Annotated in this window: 16 protein-coding genes and 1 tRNA gene; 11 read left to right on the plus strand and 6 right to left on the minus strand. The window is 44.4% G+C overall.

Annotated elements, in window-relative coordinates; all coding sequences use genetic code 11:
• Positions 1-6: 6 nt before the first annotated feature.
• Complete coding sequence (locus B5X68_RS29300) at positions 7-1,179, plus strand: ABC transporter permease (protein ID WP_229208558.1); 1,173 nt, start codon at positions 7-9, stop codon at positions 1,177-1,179.
• 87 nt (positions 1,180-1,266) lie between these two features.
• On the opposite strand, the gene B5X68_RS24920 is transcribed toward B5X68_RS29300, so the two are convergent.
• Positions 1,267-1,339: transfer RNA gene (locus tag B5X68_RS24920), tRNA-Met, on the minus strand.
• Positions 1,340-1,500: 161 nt separating this feature from the next.
• Between B5X68_RS24920 and era the strand changes: the two genes are divergently transcribed.
• The 3 genes from era (at position 1,501) to B5X68_RS24935 (ending at position 4,509) form a co-directional block, all read left to right on the plus strand.
• Entirely contained in the window at positions 1,501-2,424 is a 924-nt protein-coding gene (gene era / locus B5X68_RS24925) for a GTPase Era (protein WP_082217487.1), read from the plus strand.
• A 64-nt stretch (positions 2,425-2,488) separates the two neighbouring features.
• A complete protein-coding gene (der, locus tag B5X68_RS24930) occupies positions 2,489-3,799 on the plus strand; it encodes a ribosome biogenesis GTPase Der (protein WP_082217488.1) in 1,311 nt (436 codons plus the stop codon).
• Positions 3,800-4,125: 326 nt separating this feature from the next.
• A complete protein-coding gene (locus B5X68_RS24935) occupies positions 4,126-4,509 on the plus strand; it encodes a hypothetical protein (RefSeq protein ID WP_082217489.1) in 384 nt (127 codons plus the stop codon).
• A 61-nt stretch (positions 4,510-4,570) separates the two neighbouring features.
• Here the strand turns inward: B5X68_RS24935 and B5X68_RS24940 are convergent, their stop codons facing one another.
• The 4 genes from B5X68_RS24940 to B5X68_RS24955 form a co-directional block, all read right to left on the minus strand.
• Positions 4,571-5,407, minus strand: a complete 837-nt coding sequence (locus B5X68_RS24940) for a fumarylacetoacetate hydrolase family protein (RefSeq protein ID WP_082217490.1) — start codon at positions 5,405-5,407, stop codon at positions 4,571-4,573.
• Between the two features lie 92 nt (positions 5,408-5,499).
• Positions 5,500-8,364 carry an excinuclease ABC subunit UvrA gene (gene uvrA / locus B5X68_RS24945; RefSeq protein ID WP_082217491.1) on the minus strand — a complete coding sequence of 955 codons (2,865 nt, stop codon included), beginning with the start codon at positions 8,362-8,364 and terminating at the stop codon, positions 5,500-5,502.
• A 115-nt stretch (positions 8,365-8,479) separates the two neighbouring features.
• Positions 8,480-9,268 carry a cysteine hydrolase family protein gene (locus B5X68_RS24950; RefSeq protein WP_082217492.1) on the minus strand — a complete coding sequence of 263 codons (789 nt, stop codon included), beginning with the start codon at positions 9,266-9,268 and terminating at the stop codon, positions 8,480-8,482.
• A 23-nt stretch (positions 9,269-9,291) separates the two neighbouring features.
• The gene (locus B5X68_RS24955) at positions 9,292-9,843 is read right to left on the minus strand and encodes a hypothetical protein (protein ID WP_082217493.1); all 552 of its coding nucleotides are present in this window, start codon (positions 9,841-9,843) and stop codon (positions 9,292-9,294) included.
• A 100-nt stretch (positions 9,844-9,943) separates the two neighbouring features.
• Between B5X68_RS24955 and B5X68_RS24960 the strand changes: the two genes are divergently transcribed.
• From B5X68_RS24960 to B5X68_RS24975, 4 genes are all read left to right on the plus strand, one after another.
• Positions 9,944-11,242: a hypothetical protein gene (locus B5X68_RS24960; protein ID WP_082217494.1), complete on the plus strand. Its 1,299-nt coding sequence runs from the start codon at positions 9,944-9,946 to the stop codon at positions 11,240-11,242.
• A 69-nt stretch (positions 11,243-11,311) separates the two neighbouring features.
• Positions 11,312-12,289, plus strand: coding sequence for a glycosyltransferase family 2 protein (locus tag B5X68_RS24965; protein WP_082217495.1), 978 nt, complete (start codon positions 11,312-11,314; stop codon positions 12,287-12,289).
• A gap of 14 nt (positions 12,290-12,303) precedes the next feature.
• On the plus strand, positions 12,304-13,062 hold the full coding sequence (locus B5X68_RS24970; RefSeq protein ID WP_229208559.1) for a DUF5672 family protein: 759 nt from the start codon (positions 12,304-12,306) through the stop codon (positions 13,060-13,062).
• Between the two features lie 87 nt (positions 13,063-13,149).
• Positions 13,150-14,175 carry an OmpA family protein gene (locus B5X68_RS24975; protein WP_082217496.1) on the plus strand — a complete coding sequence of 342 codons (1,026 nt, stop codon included), beginning with the start codon at positions 13,150-13,152 and terminating at the stop codon, positions 14,173-14,175.
• A 5-nt stretch (positions 14,176-14,180) separates the two neighbouring features.
• On the opposite strand, the gene tpiA is transcribed toward B5X68_RS24975, so the two are convergent.
• Complete coding sequence (gene tpiA, locus B5X68_RS24980) at positions 14,181-14,942, minus strand: triose-phosphate isomerase (RefSeq protein WP_082217497.1); 762 nt, start codon at positions 14,940-14,942, stop codon at positions 14,181-14,183.
• Between the two features lie 299 nt (positions 14,943-15,241).
• On the opposite strand from tpiA, the gene B5X68_RS24985 reads away from it, so the two are divergent.
• From B5X68_RS24985 to lpcA, 3 genes are read left to right on the plus strand one after another with little or no spacing between them, the layout of a single operon-like run.
• Entirely contained in the window at positions 15,242-16,510 is a 1,269-nt protein-coding gene (locus B5X68_RS24985; RefSeq protein WP_082217498.1) for an aspartyl protease family protein, read from the plus strand.
• 35 nt (positions 16,511-16,545) lie between these two features.
• The gene (gene mnmC2, locus B5X68_RS24990; RefSeq protein ID WP_082217499.1) at positions 16,546-17,202 is read left to right on the plus strand and encodes a tRNA (5-methylaminomethyl-2-thiouridine)(34)-methyltransferase MnmC2; all 657 of its coding nucleotides are present in this window, start codon (positions 16,546-16,548) and stop codon (positions 17,200-17,202) included.
• Between the two features lie 13 nt (positions 17,203-17,215).
• Complete coding sequence (gene lpcA / locus B5X68_RS24995) at positions 17,216-17,800, plus strand: D-sedoheptulose 7-phosphate isomerase (protein ID WP_082217500.1); 585 nt, start codon at positions 17,216-17,218, stop codon at positions 17,798-17,800.
• Positions 17,801-17,838: the final 38 nt, after the last annotated feature.

Genomic DNA, 17,838 nt, shown 5'->3' on the forward strand with positions numbered 1-17,838 from the left:
AAAACATTGAAAGGCACCGGCGCACGAATTGGACTAGCAGCTGTTCTGCCCAGAAAAGTGTTGGTTGTGCTTCAATTTACAGTGTCCATAACATTGATAATCGGCACCATTGTCGTTTACAGGCAGATTTTACATGCCAAGAGCCGGCCTATTGGTTATAATCGCGAAAACCTTGTGACCATTCACGTCAACACGCCGGACATTCACAATCATTTCGAAGCAGTGCAGCATGATTTGCTGAAAACGGGCACCATAACCGCCATGGCCGAGTCCATGGGGCCGCCGACCGAGGTGAGGTCAGCCAATGTAGGATTTGATTGGAAAGGCAAAGATCCCGACCTCGAAGCAGAGTTCGCCACCATTGGCATTTCGCACGATTTTGGCAAAACCCTCGACTGGAAATTCGTCGCAGGCCGGGACTTTTCAAGAAGTTTTCCAACCGACTCTAATGGATTTGTGTTAAATGAAACGGCTGTAAAATTCATGGGTTTGAATCGCCCGAACGTTGAGACTGCAATCGGTGAAACCGTTAAATGGGAAGGCAAGAGTTTCCGCATTTTAGGCGTAGTGAAGGATATGATCATGGAGTCGCCATACGAGCCAGTTAGGCAAACCATCTTCTTTATTCGACCACGCGCCGGAGATTTTGTCACAATCCGGATCAATCCTGCGAGAGAAACACAGCAAGCCTTAAAAAATATTGAAGCAGTTTTCAAGCAATACAGCCCGGATGCTCCTTTTAATTACGATTTTGTAGACCAAGAATATGATTTCAAATTCGAGTCTGAAGAACGCATCAGTAGTCTCGCCTCAGCGTTTGCGTCGCTCGCCATCTTAATCAGCTGTTTAGGGCTTTTCGGCCTGGCATCCTTCATGGCCGAGCAGCGAACCAAGGAAATAGGGGTCCGCAAAGTGCTCGGCGCATCCATCCTAAACCTTTGGAGCCTGCTGTCGCTTGAATTTGTCTCCTTAGTCCTTATTTCCTGCGTGCTTTCCGCACCCATCGCCTGGTATACAATGACTAACTGGCTCAATAACTACAAATATCACACAGCCATTTCCTGGTGGATTTTCGTCGTGGCAGGTGTAAGCGTTTTGGGAATTACGTTGCTTACAGTAAGTTATCAGGCAATAAAAGCCGCAATGCTGAATCCGGTGAAGAGTTTGAAGAGTGAGTAGGGGCTAATTCCACCGAATTCGCGGAGATCAGATGTAGGCGCCAAAACGCAAAAAGGCCGCGAACTTTCGTTTGCGACCTTTCTCTTGTAGCGGGAGCTGGACTCGAACCAGCGACCTTTGGGTTATGAGCCCAACGAGCTACCAACTGCTCCATCCCGCGGTGTTGTTGAATTGGAGTGCAAACATACGACTATTTTGGAATATAACGCAACATTTGAGGGAAAAATAAATGATCATTTTTTGTAATCATGCTCCTTAACAATCATTTATAGCAATTTCCTAGGCGGAAAACCGTACTTTTGTGTGATTTTTAAGTAACACATGGAAGAAAAGACAGAAATAGCAGTTCCTTTCCGCAACCACCGCGCTGGTTTCGTCAGCATTATTGGTAAACCTAATGTTGGTAAATCCACTTTAATGAACGTTCTGGTGGGCGAAAGGATGTCAATTATAACCTCGAAAGCCCAGACTACGCGCCACCGCATCATGGGCATTCTGAATGGTAAGCATGAAGATATCCCGTTTCAGCTGGTTTATTCGGACACGCCCGGCGTGATCAAGCCGGCTTATAAGCTGCACGATTCGATGATGACTTTTGTAAAGGGCTCATTGGAAGATGCAGACGTGGTTTTGTTCGTGGCGGAAATAGGAGAGAAAGTGGCAGATCATGAAGTTTTGCCTTTGCTGAAACGCGCCGATGCACCGGTTGTGCTGGTTTTGAATAAAATTGACCTTTCTGATCAGGAGCATGTGGATGCGAAAATGGCCGAGTGGGAAGCGGCGATCCAGCCGGATGCCATTGTGCCGATCTCTGCATTGCACCAGGCAAACATTGCGACCCTTTTTGACGCCGTAATCACCAGATTGCCATTTCACCCGCCGTATTTTGGCGAAGATGAACTTACAGACAAGCCGGAGCGTTTCTTTGCTTCGGAAATCATCCGTGAAAAGATATTTCTTAATTATCGCCAGGAAATTCCATACAGCTCCGAAGTCGTAATTTCAGAATTTAAAGAACGGGACGACATGATCGTCATCCGTGCGGAAATCCTTGTGGAACGCAAAAGCCAGAAAGGGATCATTATAGGAGAAAAAGGCGAAATGCTGAAAAAAATCGGGACGCAGGCAAGGATTGATATGGAAGCGTTTTTTGGTAAAAAAGTGTTTCTGGAACAACATGTGCGTGTTGAGCCGGATTGGAGAAGCAAGGAAAACAAACTCAGGCAGTTTGGCTACGACGAATAATTTATAATAAAAGAAAGAAGGACGGTTGATTGCGAACCGTTTGGACCACATTAATTAATACAAAATGGCAAATATTATTTCAATTGTTGGGCGTCCGAATGTGGGCAAATCCACATTATTTAACCGCCTTACGGAGAGTCGTAAGGCAATTATGGACAACCAAAGCGGCGTTACCCGTGACCGCCATTATGGTTACGGTGAATGGACCGATCAATATTTTACGGTAATTGACACCGGCGGTTATGTCGTTGGTTCAGAAGATATTTTTGAAGGCGCAATTCGCGAGCAGGTTGAGCTTGCACTGGAAGAATCCACGGTGGTTTTGTTCATGGTGGACACGATGACGGGACTTACGGATCTGGACAAAGATTTCGCAAATGTGCTTAGACGCGTCAAAAAGCCGGTTTATCTGGTTGCTAACAAAGCGGAAACACAAGAACGTTACCAGTCTGCCGCTGAATTCTATGAGTTAGGGCTTGGGGATCAGATATTTGCTATTTCTGCACAAACAGGTTTTGGAACGGGTGAGTTGTTGGATCAGGTGATCACACATTTTGAAACGCCAGGCGTTGAAGATCCCGAGGCTGGAATCCCGCGTATCGCGATCATGGGAAGGCCGAATGTGGGTAAATCTTCGTTCCTGAATGTGCTTACGGGCACAGACAGAAGCATTGTGACAGACATTGCCGGAACAACGCGCGACGCCATTCACACGCATTATAATGCTTTCGGAATGGAGTTTATCTTAACGGATACTGCCGGACTTCGCCGCAAATCACGCGTTAACGAAGACATTGAATATTATTCCACATTGCGTTCGGTGAAAGCGATGGAGGAATCGGATGTTTGTATCATTCTTTTGGATGCGACATTAGGTCTGGAAGGGCAGGATATGAACATTATCGGTCAGGCTGATAAGGCGAAGAAGGGCATTGTGATCATGGTTAATAAGTGGGATCTAGTTGAAAAGGATTCTAAAACGGCTGATACATTCAAAAAAGCGCTTTTGGAAAGACTGGCCCCGATGAATTATATGCCGATCATCTTTGCGTCCGTTGTTGAAAAACAGCGTATTCACCAGGTGATGGAAAAGGCGATGGAGGTTTATAAAAACAAAACCAAGAAAATCACGACTTCGAAGTTGAATGAAGTGATGCAGGCTGAGATCGAAAAATATCCGCCGCCGGCAGACAGAGGGAAATATATCAACATTAAATATATGATCCAGCTGCCAACGCCTTCGCCGACATTCGTGTTTTTCAGCAGTAATCCAAAGCACGTGAAAGAGCCTTACTTACGCTATCTGGAAAACAGAATGCGCGAAAACTTCGATTTTTCGGGTGTGCCGATCACGATTTTCTTTCGAGAAAAATAAGATAATCAGACTATTACGTAATAAAACGCCGGGCTGCACAGTCCGGCGTTTGTGTTTTATCGGTTATCTACTACATTTCAGCGGGTAAATTACGCGTTTCGTCTTTTTTTGCCCTCGAGCTGCAACCTTTTAAATTATATTTACATCTGTTAATACGAAAGCACCACCGTTCAACATTTTTAGAGCTCAAAAAAATTTCCTAAAAATTGTTAAAAACAAGGTACTATGTATTGCAAGATACCTAATAAAACATATATATTTGTAGAGTCAATTAGTTACAACGAAATCGCATCCTGATTTTTCTCTGAACGACCAAAAACATAGCCATGAAAACGATCAAAATATTTACACTCCTAGTTCTTTTCAGCCTTCAGGCCGGAGCAACCGGATACTCTCATAATATGTTTGTAGCACACAAAAAGTTACAGGCAGGCAAAGAATGCACGCAGCCAAGCGAACGCATTATTGCAAAAAAGGCGAAGCCGTCTAAAATGGTTAAGCACCATGCAAGTGTGAAGCGTGTAACTGCCTTCACGGCTCAGTTTACCAGCAATTCAGAGGCGATGACATTAAATGAAAGAATCCTGGAAGCAGGCCCCTCATCATTTTTTTCAAGTGAGGAAGACATTGATTCCGACGATTCAATCGTTACAAAACTGATCTCATTCGTTCGCTGCACGATTTATACATTTATCGGATTGCCGAGCTGATAGAGAAATATTCACCATGAACTAAAAAGCTGCAACTGTCAAGGTTGCAGCTTTTTGTTTTTCAACCCACTGTGTTTGTTAATGTGCCAATGGGTTCTATGGAAATGTGGACGATATCGCCTTGTTGTAATGTAAAATCGGATGGGGGAATGATGCCTGTGCCTGTCATGAGATAAGCACCGTGCGGGAAAGCCATTTCGCGGAACAAATAATGCAGCAATTCTTCCGGCTTACGTTTCATCTGGGATAATGTCACTTCGCCGCTGAAAACTTCTTCTCCTGAGCGCACAATAGCAATGTCAATTACGGTGTCATCGCCAAGTGGGAATTCTGGCACATATAAGCATGGGCCAAGCGCTGCGCTTCCCGTATAAGACTTAGCCTGAGGCAGATATAAAGGATTTTCACCTTCAATGCTCCTCGAACTCATATCATTTCCGATGGTGTAACCTACCAATGTTCCCGATGAGGAAGCGAACAATGTAAGTTCAGGCTCAGGCACATCCCACGTAGAATCGCGGCGAATACGGACGGTTCCGTGATTTCCTACAACACGCCAGGCAGTTGATTTAAAGAAAAGCTCAGGTCTTTCGGCTTCATACACGCGGTCATAAAAACTGCCGCCGCCTGCTTTCTCAGATTCCTCCATGCGGGCAGTGCGGCTTCTGAAATACGTAACGCCCGACGCCCAAACTTCCTGAGAACCAACAGGTGCCAGGATTTCAGGCATAGGAATATCGTCTGTAAAAGTGAGTGGAATAAGATTTTCAATTTGAATTTCAAGCCACTCGTACAGGTCGTCCCGGTTCACAGCAACATCCCAGTCGTTTTCATGCAAACGGTAGAAAAGGTCGTCTCTTTCCAGCAGGATGCCGTTTTCTGTTTTATATAACTTCATAGAAATTGCTTTTTGGTTTAGTTTCAATAAGTCGTCAGCCTATTTTCTTTACTGCAATATCTACGATTCTTCAATGCAATCGGGCTATCCCGTCAAATTTTGTCTTTCAAAAAGGCGGCTGTGTAATTATCGTCGATTTTGGCCATTTCTTCCGGTGTTCCGGCAAATGTAAGATAACCACCGCCGTCGCCGCCTTCGGGGCCGAGATCCAGGATCCAGTCGGCGCTTTTAATGATTTCCATGTTATGCTCAATAATGATCACGCTGTCGCCCTGGTCCACCAATGCATTAATGGCTTTCAAAAGTTTTTTAATGTCATGAAAATGCAGTCCGGTTGTTGGTTCGTCAAAGATAAAAAGCGTCTTTCCTTTATTGGAAGAGCCTTTTCCTAGGAAAGAAGCCAGTTTCACACGTTGCGCTTCCCCGCCCGATAATGTGTTGGAAGACTGTCCCAATCCTACATAACCAAGCCCAACCTCCTGCAAAGGCATCAATTTTTCTACCAATTTTGGTTCGGTTGGTTTGAAAAACTCAATCGCTTCATCCACAGTCATATCCAGGATTTCAGCCACATCTTTTTCATTATAGCGCACTTCCTGAATCTCTTGCTTGAATCTCTTACCATTGCAGCCTTCACATTTGAGATAGATGTCGGCCATAAACTGCATTTCAATCTTCACCTGGCCTTCGCCCTGGCAAATTTCGCAACGCCCGCCGTCCACATTGAATGAGAAATGCGAAGGTTTATAACTCCGCGCTTTTGATAATGGCAAATCAGCCATCATCTGACGGATATAATCGTAGGCCTTGATGTAAGTAACCGGATTGGAGCGCGAAGATTTTCCGATCGGGTTTTGGTCGATCATTTCAACCGCCTCGATCCTGTCCACACTTCCTGTGAGCTCGTCAAATTTTCCCACTTCTTCGCTAAACTCACCTTTCATACGCATCAGCGCAGGGTAAAGGATTTTGCGGATCAATGTTGATTTTCCCGAACCGCTTACCCCGGTAACAACCGTCAATGTGTTTAACGGAATGGTTACATCGAGTTCTTTCAGATTATTTTCCCTCGCTCCTTTGATTTTCAAATGATGCAGTGATGTCCTTCTGACCTTTGGAACAGGGATAGAATCATTTTCCAGCAAGAAATCCAATGTGTGTGATTTAATGCCGGTCTCATTGTTTTCGATATAACCATTGTTTTTCAAATCAGAAATATCTTCCCAATTACCCTGAAAAACCACGTGTCCGCCGCCCGTTCCGGCTTCCGGGCCAATGTCGATGATCTGATCCGCCGCATGCATCACTTCCTCTTCATGTTCCACAACGATCACTGTATTACCCAGATCACGCAAAGATTCGAGCACGCCGACCAGCCGCTGCGTATCTCTTGGATGGAGGCCAATGCTGGGCTCATCTAAAATATACATGGAACCCACCAACGCGCTTCCCAGTGAAGTCGCCAACTTGATCCGCTGAAATTCTCCGCCGGATAATGTGCTGGTAAGGCGGTTTAAGGTTAAATAACCCAAACCAACGCGGTTCATGTAATCCAGGCGCGTTTCAATTTCAGTTAAAACCCGTCTTGCAATTTGCCGGTCGTGTTCACTGATTTCCAGATTTTGGAAAAAAACAGAAACATCCTTGATCGGCATTAAAACGAGGTCCGTAATCGAAGCTCCGCCTAATTTTACAAACGAAGCATCTTTTCTCAGCCGCGATCCACGACAGTCGGGGCAGGTTGTGCGGCCGCGAAAACGCGAAAGCATTACCCGATATTGAATTTTATAAGTCTGGGTTTCAAGCTCTGCAACGAAGTCATTCAATCCCTGAAAATGTTTGTTACCTGTCCAAAGCAGCTCTTTTTGTTCTGTCGTAAGGTCCTTATAGGGTCTGTGAATCGGGAAATCAAATTTTGCAGCATTGCGGACAAGCGGCGTCAGCCATTCGCCCATTTTTTCCGTACGCCAGGGAGCAATTGCGCCTTCGTATACGGACAAGCCCTTATCCGGAATCACCAGATCAGGATCAATGCCTAATATTTTACCAAAACCCTCACACCTTTTACATGCACCATAAGGGTTGTTGAAACTAAAAAGATTGACAGTCGGCTCCTCAAATGACATGCCGTCCAGCTCAAACTTATCAGAAAAAACCTTGCGCTCGCCGTTCAACACTTGCACAATGCAAATGCCTTCACCTTCAAAAAAAGCAGTTTGAACCGAATCTGAAAGACGATATTGTGTGTCTTCATCGTCATGCTTAACTCCTGCACGGTCAACTAGTATGAAAACCTGGTTGCCGGCTTGCGAAAAGTTGTCCGGATTTTCGAGAATGTCTTCAATAGAAACAACCTCATCATTGAGATAAATTCTATTATAACCTTTTGATAATAAAATCGTTAGTTCTTCTGCCTGCGTGCGTCCCTCGCGAATGTGCAATGGCGCAAGGATCATCACCCGCGTACCCTCTTCATGACCGAGCATGAAATTGACTACGTCCGTAACCGTATCTTTCCGCACCAATTCACCCGATATAGGCGAATAAGTGTGCCCTATGCGGGCAAAAAGCAATTTGAGATAATCATAAATTTCCGTGGAAGTCCCCACCGTGGAGCGAGGATTTCTTGTATTCACCTTTTGTTCAATGGCAATGGCGGGCGAAATGCCCTTGATATATTCCACCTCGGGCTTCTCCATCCGGCCCAAAAACTGCCGCGCATAACTGCTCAGACTTTCCACATACATGCGCTGCCCTTCGGCGAACAATGTGTCGAAAGCCAGTGAAGATTTTCCGGAACCAGATAACCCAGTGATTACTACGAGCTTATTCCGTGGAATCGCAACATCAACATTTTTAAGATTATTCACTCGGGCACCTTTGATCAGAATGTATTGTCTCGGATCCAGATCATCGAATTGAGCAGCCTCAATCCGTGGCACAGGTAATTGCATCATAGAGAAATTAATGGGATAGCCGGCATATGTTTGGTCATGCACCGATCTTTATACTAACCAAAAGTACATTTATTTAGTTTGGCATTTGGGGAGGGAATCTTCCAATGCGGCCTTATTACAGCTGGACTGCATTTGCCTTCAAAAAAGTCATTCCTTTTTGCTCCGCTTCCTCATAAATCGGGTCGGCAATGTCTTCGAAGTTTGTAACATTCGAACTACAATCCGTCAAAATAGTCAATTTAGGAGCTAGTTCCGGCGCATATTTCAGGATCTGGTTAATGCTCGTAGCCACGCAATGGGAGCGGGCTTCTCCTGCAATCAGAATTTGATCAAATGCCGCAAGATCATTTAAAAACGGCCGATCCAGCTCAGTTTCCGGTGCATTGGCAACGGGAACTTGTGCCCGAAAAACGCCGAAATGCTCGGTTAGGGGATTCGTTCCTTTAATAACAGCCTTATAATCCCGGCCCGTTCTGTGCGTCCAGGCGAGTAATGCTTCCATAATCGTATCGTCCAGCGCAGCGCCTTTGGAACCTATGAGGCAATGTTCCGGCCAGATGAAATGTTTGAATTCACCTTCGGCCTCCAATGTTTCCAGATATTGGATCACGTAATCGCGTTCATAGCGTGGCGTCCACTTTCCGGATTTCACATTTGCGGCGGTAATGAGGGTAAACGGCGCCACGGTATTTCCATTAGCGTCTTCCCAAAACAGCGGATGTGCAATGTCCAGCACCTTATGCGTATCCAGCGTGACAAAAATGCAATCGATCTTTTCACCTTCCAGGGCAATCAATCTCGCAATCCTCTCTACGTCCATTTCCGCACCTGGCACAAAAAGCGCGCCCTTTGGATCACAAAAATCAAACTGCGCATCAATAAGCAACAATGCTGTCTTTTTCATTTTGGAAGATTTTTATAGGCCAATCAGCTTTCCAGTTCTTTGGGAATTTCCATCTGGCGCGCGTACATTTTGGAGCAAAGTGTGTAAAGCGAGGCTAACATGCGGTTTGTGTCCTTAATATAATCTACGCGGTAATCCTCGTCCAATTTATTGAATGCATTCAAAATAACCTGCGCTTTTTTGGCAAGATAGAGCGCGCAGGTGTCTGCCCGTGAGGAATAGGTTTTTAAAATACCGGCATATTCTTCCATGAATGTGTTCATTAAGAACAAGTTGAGCTCAATGCTGCCGATTTTATCCTTGGTAACCTTCACATGGTAAGCAATGTCGCCACTCAGGTTACGCATGTCCATCAAAATCCAGCCCGGCGTGTTCTGGTTAGACTTGGAAGTGCGCAAGATCCGGCCAATGATTTCCTCCCGGCGTTCGGGAATGGTGGCGCTGTCCTCGATCAGCTCAAAATGCAGCCGGTCGGAAAGCGTTTTGTCTTTTGTGATCAGCCGGAGCAGTAATTTATCCTTTTCTTTGGCCGGCATCTGGATAATCGCCTTTTTAAGTTGATCGGGTAATGCCATTATTTGCTTTTGTGAACATTAAATTTAGAATCTCAGAAATCCGCGTGTAACTTTATGTATCGCAGAAAGCCCGTTCAGTTTTTTGACAAAAATATCAGATATGCCTAAATATCTTCCTATCGGTTTAAGCATTGCTATTTTTTTGATCTTCTGCGTGACCCTTTTCACAAACACGCTCAACATTCCGTCTTTTGACGATTACGACACCACATTAGGCTTCATCAAACGCATTTTCTTCGATGATTACAGGGCAAAAGGGAAGTTCGAAATCCTTTTTGGCCGCCACAATGAGCACCGGATCGTTTTTTCCCGACTCGCTGCTGCCGCGTATTTCGGCGTTTTTCATCAGGTTGATTTTGAAAATCTTGTGTTTTTTCAGAACCTGCTGCTAATCTGTTTCTTTAAACTAATGTTGAAGATTATGGATCAAAACCGGTTGCTGTCCGGCGAAAGCGTCCTGTTCACAACTGTTTTTCTTTTCAGTCTGGGTTTCTGGCAGGTTACGTTTTTTTATTGGGGAGGAATTCAGCATTATACGGTTTTTTTCTTCTGTTTTCTCAGCCTGTTTTTGCTTGATAAATCAAAAAGCATCAAAAGCTTTTCTTTTTTTCTGGCTATTCTAGCCGTTATCATTGCCGTGTTCTCATTTGGAAATGGGTTTTTAGGCTTGTTGCTGGGTGCTTTTCTGTTGTTTGTTCAAAAAAAATGGCCTCAGCTGATCGTCTGGAGCATCATTACTGCTATTTTACTCTGGATTACATTCGTTCTCGGCTCGCAAGTAATTGATAAACATAATGTTGAGTTTAATTTTGATTGGATGAAAAGCCTGCTTCTGACTTTTCTTGGCAGTTTCGTTTATATCAATCCGGCATCCAATCATTATATCAATATTTACTTTTGCATGATAGTAGGAACAACTGTCCTTTTTGTCTGGATCTGGTTGTTTTTTAAGGGTTATGCGCGTCAAAACCCGCTTTTATATTGTTTGCTATCCATGCCTGTTCTTACCGGCATCATCATTTCTATTTCAAGATTTGAGTCCAAAGCCGGCGGGGGCATTGCGCCGCGTTATATGTTTTTCACGGCGACGATCCCGGTTATTTTACTGCTTATTTTTCTGGATATGAAAATACTGCGAAGGCGCCATCTGCGGGTTCTGGCTTATTCGGGCGTGCTGCTTTGGGGAATAGTTTTTTTTAACAACCGAAAGGCGTTGACAGAAATGAACCGGGATCTGGCGCATAGAGTGATTGCATGGCAGGAAGATCCTGAAACGCGCCTGATCCACTATCACGAGGCCAAGCCTTATTCCGAAGCAATGCAATGGGCGGTTGACAATAAAGTGGTCAAAATTCCGGATTTGAACGAATTCCGGGAAACCGAATCTGTTCAAAATTGATGCTGCGGTTGCAGATAGTGCAAATTGACTGCTAACTTGCAGGCGTTTTAATTCATTTATAAAGTATTTATGATTTCAGTGGCTTTGTGTACTTACAACGGGGCAAAATATTTGTCTGAGCAGTTGAAGAGCATTGCTGATCAGACACTCCCGGTTGACGAATTGGTTGTTTGTGATGACAGGTCGAAGGATAACACCATTGAAATTATTGAATCTTTCGCGAAAGAAAGTGCTTTCCCGGTTCACATTCATATCAATGAAACGAACCTTGGCTCAACAAAAAATTTTGAAAAGTGCCTCTCCCTATGCACAGGTGATATTATTTTCCTTTGCGACCAGGATGATCAATGGCGGCCCGACCGCGTTCAAAAGCAGGCGGATTACCTGAATGCCCATGCGGATAAGGATGCCGTTTTTTGTGATGCCATGAAAATAGGCGATGATTCAAAACCCGTCGGCAGCACAATCTGGGAGGAAATTGAATTTGATCTAAAAAAGCAGAACAAGTGGAAAGCTGGCAAAGCGCATGAGATCCTGTTCACGGGTTTTATTGTAACGGGTGCAACATTAGCCATTCGAAAATCGTGTTTGAAACGCTTAATGCCATTTCCGACCAATGTCCCCGACCTTATTCACGACGCGTGGATGGCCATGGTGCTGAGCCTGGAAGGTAAAATTGATTTCATTCCCGAAACGCTCATTTACTATCGCATCCATTCCAGCCAACAGGTTGGTTTTGGCAATAAGGTGGACAAAGTGCAGTTGAAAGATCGCCTGAACAGAGACCGCAATAAAAAATTGATTCCGTTAAAAGAAAAAGGAGAAAAGCTCCTGGGTATGTATGCGCTGCTGCAAGCATTGCCGTTTGTGCCGCAGGAAAAGCTTGTAAAGTTGGACCTCGCGCAGGAGCATTTTTTCAAACGTGCCGCATTGCCTGATAACCGCCTTTTGCGGCTTCCAGCTGTGGTCGGCGATGTAGTGAAAGGGCATTATAGTTTTAGCAGCAAAGATTGGTGGTTGCCTGCAATGGGTGATTTATTTGAATAAATGAACAGTTTATAGTGAAATCAAGCAAAGCGAAATCCTCCGTTGCAGTCGTTATCCCGGTTTATAAATCGGTAATGAGCGACAACGAGAAGTTGTCATTGATGCAATGCATGGAGGTTTTAGGCACGTATCCCGTCAAAATTGTTAAACCCGCAAGCCTCGATCTGAATGCTGTAAAAGCAACTTACCCGAACATTGAACTTGTCAGCTTTGACGATGTGTTTTTTGCGGACGTTGCCGCCTATAACCGGCTTATGATCTCCATTGATTTTTATAAAAAATTTCTTGCTTACGAATACATACTGATCTATCAACTAGATGCTTACGTATTCCATGATTCACTTTTAGAATGGTGCGCAAAGGGTTTTGACTACATAGGAGCGCCGTCGCTGCACTTGCCCGCTTTCGATTCGCTGAAAGCCGCGTCTTACCAGCAATTTGCAGATGCGCTCTCAACCCACCGCGTTGTATTCAATGGCGGACTTTCACTGAGGCGCATCCCGGCCATTATTCGTTATTTAAAGATCTATAATGCATTTTATCCGGCCTGGGTAGGGAATGAAGACATGCTTTTTTCACAGGAAGCAACGCGGCTGATCCCTATGAAATTGTTTTTAAAACTTCCATCCTGGCACGAAGCATTGGGTTTTGCTTTTGAGAAAAGTCCGGCCGCCACTTATGAGATCACGCAGCACAAACTTCCCTTCGGATGCCATGCCTGGGAGCGTTATGATCCGCAATTTTGGTCTACATTTATAGTTGAAAATCAATAGCTTACATTGTTTAACAAATTTTAACAAACTATCAGGAATGTTCAGGCGTTCTTGCAGTTAGTTTTAAAAAGTTAACATTGAAATGACATGAATATCAAAGTGCTTTTGGCAGGAGCAATTGCCATTGTATTTTCATTCAGTCCAGGTTTTGGACAAATCACCAATAACCCGAAAGTGGAGGAATCTTCTGCGGCTTACGTAAAAATTAAGCGCGTAGAGCTTACCGACCAATTTACGATTGTTCATTTGCTGTTTACAGAAAAGTCCAGTCCCCAACCTTTATTTTTTCCTTCTCCGAGAACACCAGATCAACGCATTCCAAAAGAATTTCAGGGCACCAGTTCAATCTGGCTTGATCCCGAAACAAGATTATACAAACCGGGAGAAGTGGATAAAAAATTCAAATTTATCAAAGCAGATAACATTCCAACAGACTCGCGGAAAGGTGTTATGCCTGGCGATACGGTCAATTTTGTGGCTTATTTCGAAAGGTTGGACCCGGGCATTGAAGTTTTCGACTTTTATGAAGGACGCAGTTCCGGCGGAAATCAATCCTGGAATTTTTATGGCATACACATTAAAAACCCGCTGAAAAAAGACGCAAAAGCACCGCAAGCGGCTGCAAAAGTAGACAAACCTGTGAAAAAGCCCGTTCAGCCTGCGCCTAAGCCAAAAGTTGAAGAAAAACAGGAGCCCGCAGAGGAACCGGTTGCAGCTGAAAAGCCAAAAAGCGGTTTGGAAAAAATGAAGACTGGTAAAATGGCGGTCGGCGAGACGATCAGTTTGCCTAATGTGTATTTCGAAACGTCAAAAGTAGACCTGCTCCCAGAATCATACGAAGAGCTTAACACGCTGGTTGACTTGATGAAGGAAAGTGAGAATATTAAAATCAGGGTCGAAGGGCACACGGATAATGTGGGCGATTTTGACAAAAATCTGGATCTTTCCAGAAAGCGCGCAGAATCGGTCAGGAGTTATTTGATTGAAAAAGGGATCGCTGCCGATCGGATAGAAGCGAAAGGCTACGGAGGTACCCGGCCATTGGCGAAAGGCACCTCCGAAGTAGAACGCAGCAAAAACAGAAGGGTTGAGTTTGTCGTAACCCAAATGTAATGCTGTTATCTTGCCTTGATAATATTTGTAAACTCCCTGGATTTCAAGGATGCGCCGCCTACCAGGCCGCCGTCGATGTCCGGGGAGCTGAATAATTCAGGAGCGCTCGCTGCTGTAACACTGCCACCGTACAAGATAGAAATCTCCTCAGCAACTTCTGCACCATATTTTGATGCAATATGCTGACGCAAAGCTGCATGCATTTCCTGCGCCTGCTCAGCCGAAGCCGTTAAGCCCGTGCCGATCGCCCAGATTGGCTCGTAAGCAATGATAACCGAAAGCAATTGTTCCTCCGAAAGGTGGAAAAGACTTTCCGTAATCTGGTTTTTTACAAAGCCGATATAGTCTTCATTCTGGCGCTGGTCCAGCGATTCGCCGCAGCAGAAAATCGGAGAAACGCCGTTTGCTAGCGCTGTATTTACTTTTTCTGCCAATACAGCATTACTTTCATTAAAATATTGACGGCGCTCGCTGTGTCCGATTAGCACGTATTCCACACCGATAGACTGCAACATTTGAGCCGAAATCTCTCCTGTATATGCACCCGAGACCTTGTCTGAACAATTCTGTGCAGCCAAAGCAAAATTCGGTGCGCTTTCCAGATATTTCTTAATAGTAGTGAGATAAATGGAAGGAGGGCAAAGGATCACTTTTACGTCACTTTGAACCTCATCATTAGCCATATTTACGAGCTCGGAAGTCAGCGCAACTGCTTCATCCAGAACCTTGTTCATCTTCCAGTTACCTGCAACAATTTTTTTTCGCATGAGAAAATTTTTATTGTGAAAAAACGCCTTTTAACGCAACAAAATTACCATAATTTCATCATTTACATTATTATGAATAAATGTTCTAAAAAATCACAGAAACTTTGCACATATAAAGATTTATTTGTGTTTAATTAAGATAAAATGCATTAATTTTACTTAGATAACCGATAGTGTCGTTTTCGACACTTACTGTACACAGAGGATAATAAAGACAGAGTTAAGCCATTTATAATCAACGTGTTTTATAATGTTAATACCGGATTTTAGAACTTAGAATTTAAAGAAAGGAGGCCACGATGAAAACGTCTAAGTGGTTAATTGTAGCGATCATACTTTTTACGAACAGCATAGCATTTGCTAATACAGAGGATGTACCCCCCGTTTCCGAGGAAAAGTATGGCTACTTTTTAGATAAAAATCACAAATCTACCCGCATCCCTTTTGAGCTGCATTCAAATCTCATCCTTTTGTATGCAAAGATCAACGATACCGATTCCCTCCGCTTCATTTTGGACACGGGGGTAAGTTCCATCATTATCACTGACCCATACGTTCTTAAACCAGACAAGCTCCGCCTTACCAGAAAAGTAAACCTGACCGGGGCCGGTGAAGGAAAAAGTATTTCCGCGCACGTTGCGATTGATAATAAATTCGCAATGGGCCGGCTCAAAGCCAATCACCAGAATATTGTGGTTTTGGAAGAGGATTTTCTGAGACTTTCAGAATATGTTGGTGTGCCTGTTCACGGTATTTTTGGCTATGAAATTTTCAACAACTTCGTGGTTACGATTGACTTTTCGAAGAAGGAATTGATCTTAATGCGCCCAGATAAATATCGTTACAAGCCAAGTAAAGGAGATAAGCATCCGCTTATCATTGAGGATACCAAGCCATTTACAGACGCTGTAACACTTTTTGCAGACGGTCGTGAACACCCGATCCGGGTATTGATCGATACAGGTGCAGGACATGCATTGCTTCTGAATAATACACCCAAAGAATCGTTCAGACTTCCCCAAAAAGTGATCCGGGCGCAACTCGGACGTGGTTTAAATGGTGTCATTAATGGCAATCTGGGCAGAATCGACAAGTTGCGGCTGGGCAGATTTACAATGGATAACATTGTGGCGTCGTTCCCGGACAGCATCGCATTTGGTTCGAAACTTCGGGCGGGACAGTCGCGCCAGGGAAATATCGGATGTGAATTGCTGCGTCGCTTTAAGGTTACCATGAATTATTCGCAGAGCTATATGGTGCTCAAACCGGTCAAAAGCCGTTTGCGTGAGAAATTCGAACACGATATGAGCGGCTTGGAGATCCGTGCGGAAGGCATTGACCTGCGTTCTTACATCGTCAACCACGTGGCAGAAGATTCCCCGGCATTGAAAGCAGGGCTTTTGGAAGGTGATCAGTTGTTGTTTATCGATGATCATTCTGCTTCCGAAATGAATGTAAGCGAAATTTACAAATTGCTGCAACGCGGTGACGGCCGGAACATTGATTTGCTGGTAAAACGGAAAGGGGACATTTTCTTTACCCAGATTACCCTGAAAAGAATGATTTAGTTACTTTTAAGCCAAATTAAAATACACGGCTTAACTTGGAACGCCTCATCGTAACCGAAGACGGTTCTCATTCGCTGTACAGTCCGCAGTACAATCAGCAATATCATTCATTACAAGGCGCACTGGTCGAAGCAGAGCACATTTATATCAATCTCGGTCTGCGTCCGCTGCTTGAAGAAGCTGAATCTCCGGTTTATGTTTTCGAAATGGGTTTTGGAACAGGGCTGAATGCTTTCCTGACCTGGAAATTGGCCGATTTGCTCAAAAAAGATATTTACTACGTCGCAGTCGAAGCCTTTCCCGTTTCCCGGGACGAGGCTTTTTCTTTGAATTATGCTGCATTAACCGGTCAGTCCGGATTTATGGAACTGCACGATTGCCCTTGGTCAGAGGATTGCGCCCTATCCGGGCATTTTACAATACGGAAAGAGCACTTAAGGGTTCAAGATTTCAAATCAACCGAAAATTTTGATGTAATTTACTATGACGCCTTCGACCCAAGGGCCCAGCCAGAATTGTGGACATCAGAAATATTTTCACAATTAGCGGCCCAAACGCGTCGGGGAGGCGTATTGGTAACGTATTCATCCAAAGGAATTGTGAAACGTGCATTGCGTGCAGCAGGTTTTGAGGTGCAACGGCACAAAGGACCGGGGAGAAAAACGCACGTTCTTAAAGCGATAAAAATTTAAAATCTACATATAAATGGATTACGCGAACATTATCAGTCAGGAATTGAAAGAAGCGCAGAGCGTTTTAGATCAGTTTTTGAACGACCCTATTCAAATTGAAAAAATAGAAAAAGCGGCCCGTTTGATGGCGGACGCAATTTTGGCAAACGGTAAGATTATTTCCTGTGGAAATGGCGGCTCACATTGTGACGCAATGCATTTCGCCGAAGAGCTAACCGGCCGTTATCGTGATAATCGTCGCTCATTGCCCGCAATCGCCATATCCGACGTCAGCCATTTGAGCTGTGTGAGCAATGATTATGGTTATGAATTTGTATTTTCTCGTTTTATAGAAGGCCTGGGACAGCCCGGGGATGTCCTTTTTGGATTAAGCACAAGCGGCAATTCCGGAAACATTATCCGGGCAACGGAAGCGGCGAGGGCAAAGGGGATGAAAGTGATCATTATGTCTGGGAAAGATGGTGGAAAACTCGCCGGAGTTGCCGATATCGAAATCCGCGTTCCGCACTTTGGCTACGCCGACCGCATTCAGGAAATACACATCAAGGTGATCCATATTTTCATGCTTTTGATCGAAAAAATGGTTTTGCAGCAATAATTGGGCTATATTATGCTCTGCACACCAATCCCGAATCA

Source organism: Dyadobacter psychrophilus, assembly GCF_900167945.1.
GTDB lineage: Bacteria > Bacteroidota > Bacteroidia > Cytophagales > Spirosomataceae > Dyadobacter > Dyadobacter psychrophilus.

Excerpts from the sequence above, each read along its gene's own strand:
- B5X68_RS24935 (WP_082217489.1), top strand. The coding sequence starts at position 4,126 with ATGAAAACGATCAAAATATTTACACTCCTAGTTCTTTTCAGCCTTCAG.
- B5X68_RS24950 (WP_082217492.1), bottom strand. The coding sequence starts at position 9,268 with ATGAAAAAGACAGCATTGTTGCTTATTGATGCGCAGTTTGATTTTTGT.
- der (WP_082217488.1), top strand. The coding sequence starts at position 2,489 with ATGGCAAATATTATTTCAATTGTTGGGCGTCCGAATGTGGGCAAATCC.
- B5X68_RS24940 (WP_082217490.1), bottom strand. The coding sequence starts at position 5,407 with ATGAAGTTATATAAAACAGAAAACGGCATCCTGCTGGAAAGAGACGAC.
- B5X68_RS24975 (WP_082217496.1), top strand. The coding sequence starts at position 13,150 with ATGAATATCAAAGTGCTTTTGGCAGGAGCAATTGCCATTGTATTTTCA.
- B5X68_RS24965 (WP_082217495.1), top strand. The coding sequence starts at position 11,312 with ATGATTTCAGTGGCTTTGTGTACTTACAACGGGGCAAAATATTTGTCT.
- B5X68_RS24955 (WP_082217493.1), bottom strand. The coding sequence starts at position 9,843 with ATGGCATTACCCGATCAACTTAAAAAGGCGATTATCCAGATGCCGGCC.
- B5X68_RS24985 (WP_082217498.1), top strand. The coding sequence starts at position 15,242 with ATGAAAACGTCTAAGTGGTTAATTGTAGCGATCATACTTTTTACGAAC.
- B5X68_RS24960 (WP_082217494.1), top strand. The coding sequence starts at position 9,944 with ATGCCTAAATATCTTCCTATCGGTTTAAGCATTGCTATTTTTTTGATC.
- era (WP_082217487.1), top strand. The coding sequence starts at position 1,501 with ATGGAAGAAAAGACAGAAATAGCAGTTCCTTTCCGCAACCACCGCGCT.
- lpcA (WP_082217500.1), top strand. The coding sequence starts at position 17,216 with ATGGATTACGCGAACATTATCAGTCAGGAATTGAAAGAAGCGCAGAGC.
- tpiA (WP_082217497.1), bottom strand. The coding sequence starts at position 14,942 with ATGCGAAAAAAAATTGTTGCAGGTAACTGGAAGATGAACAAGGTTCTG.
- uvrA (WP_082217491.1), bottom strand. The coding sequence starts at position 8,364 with ATGATGCAATTACCTGTGCCACGGATTGAGGCTGCTCAATTCGATGAT.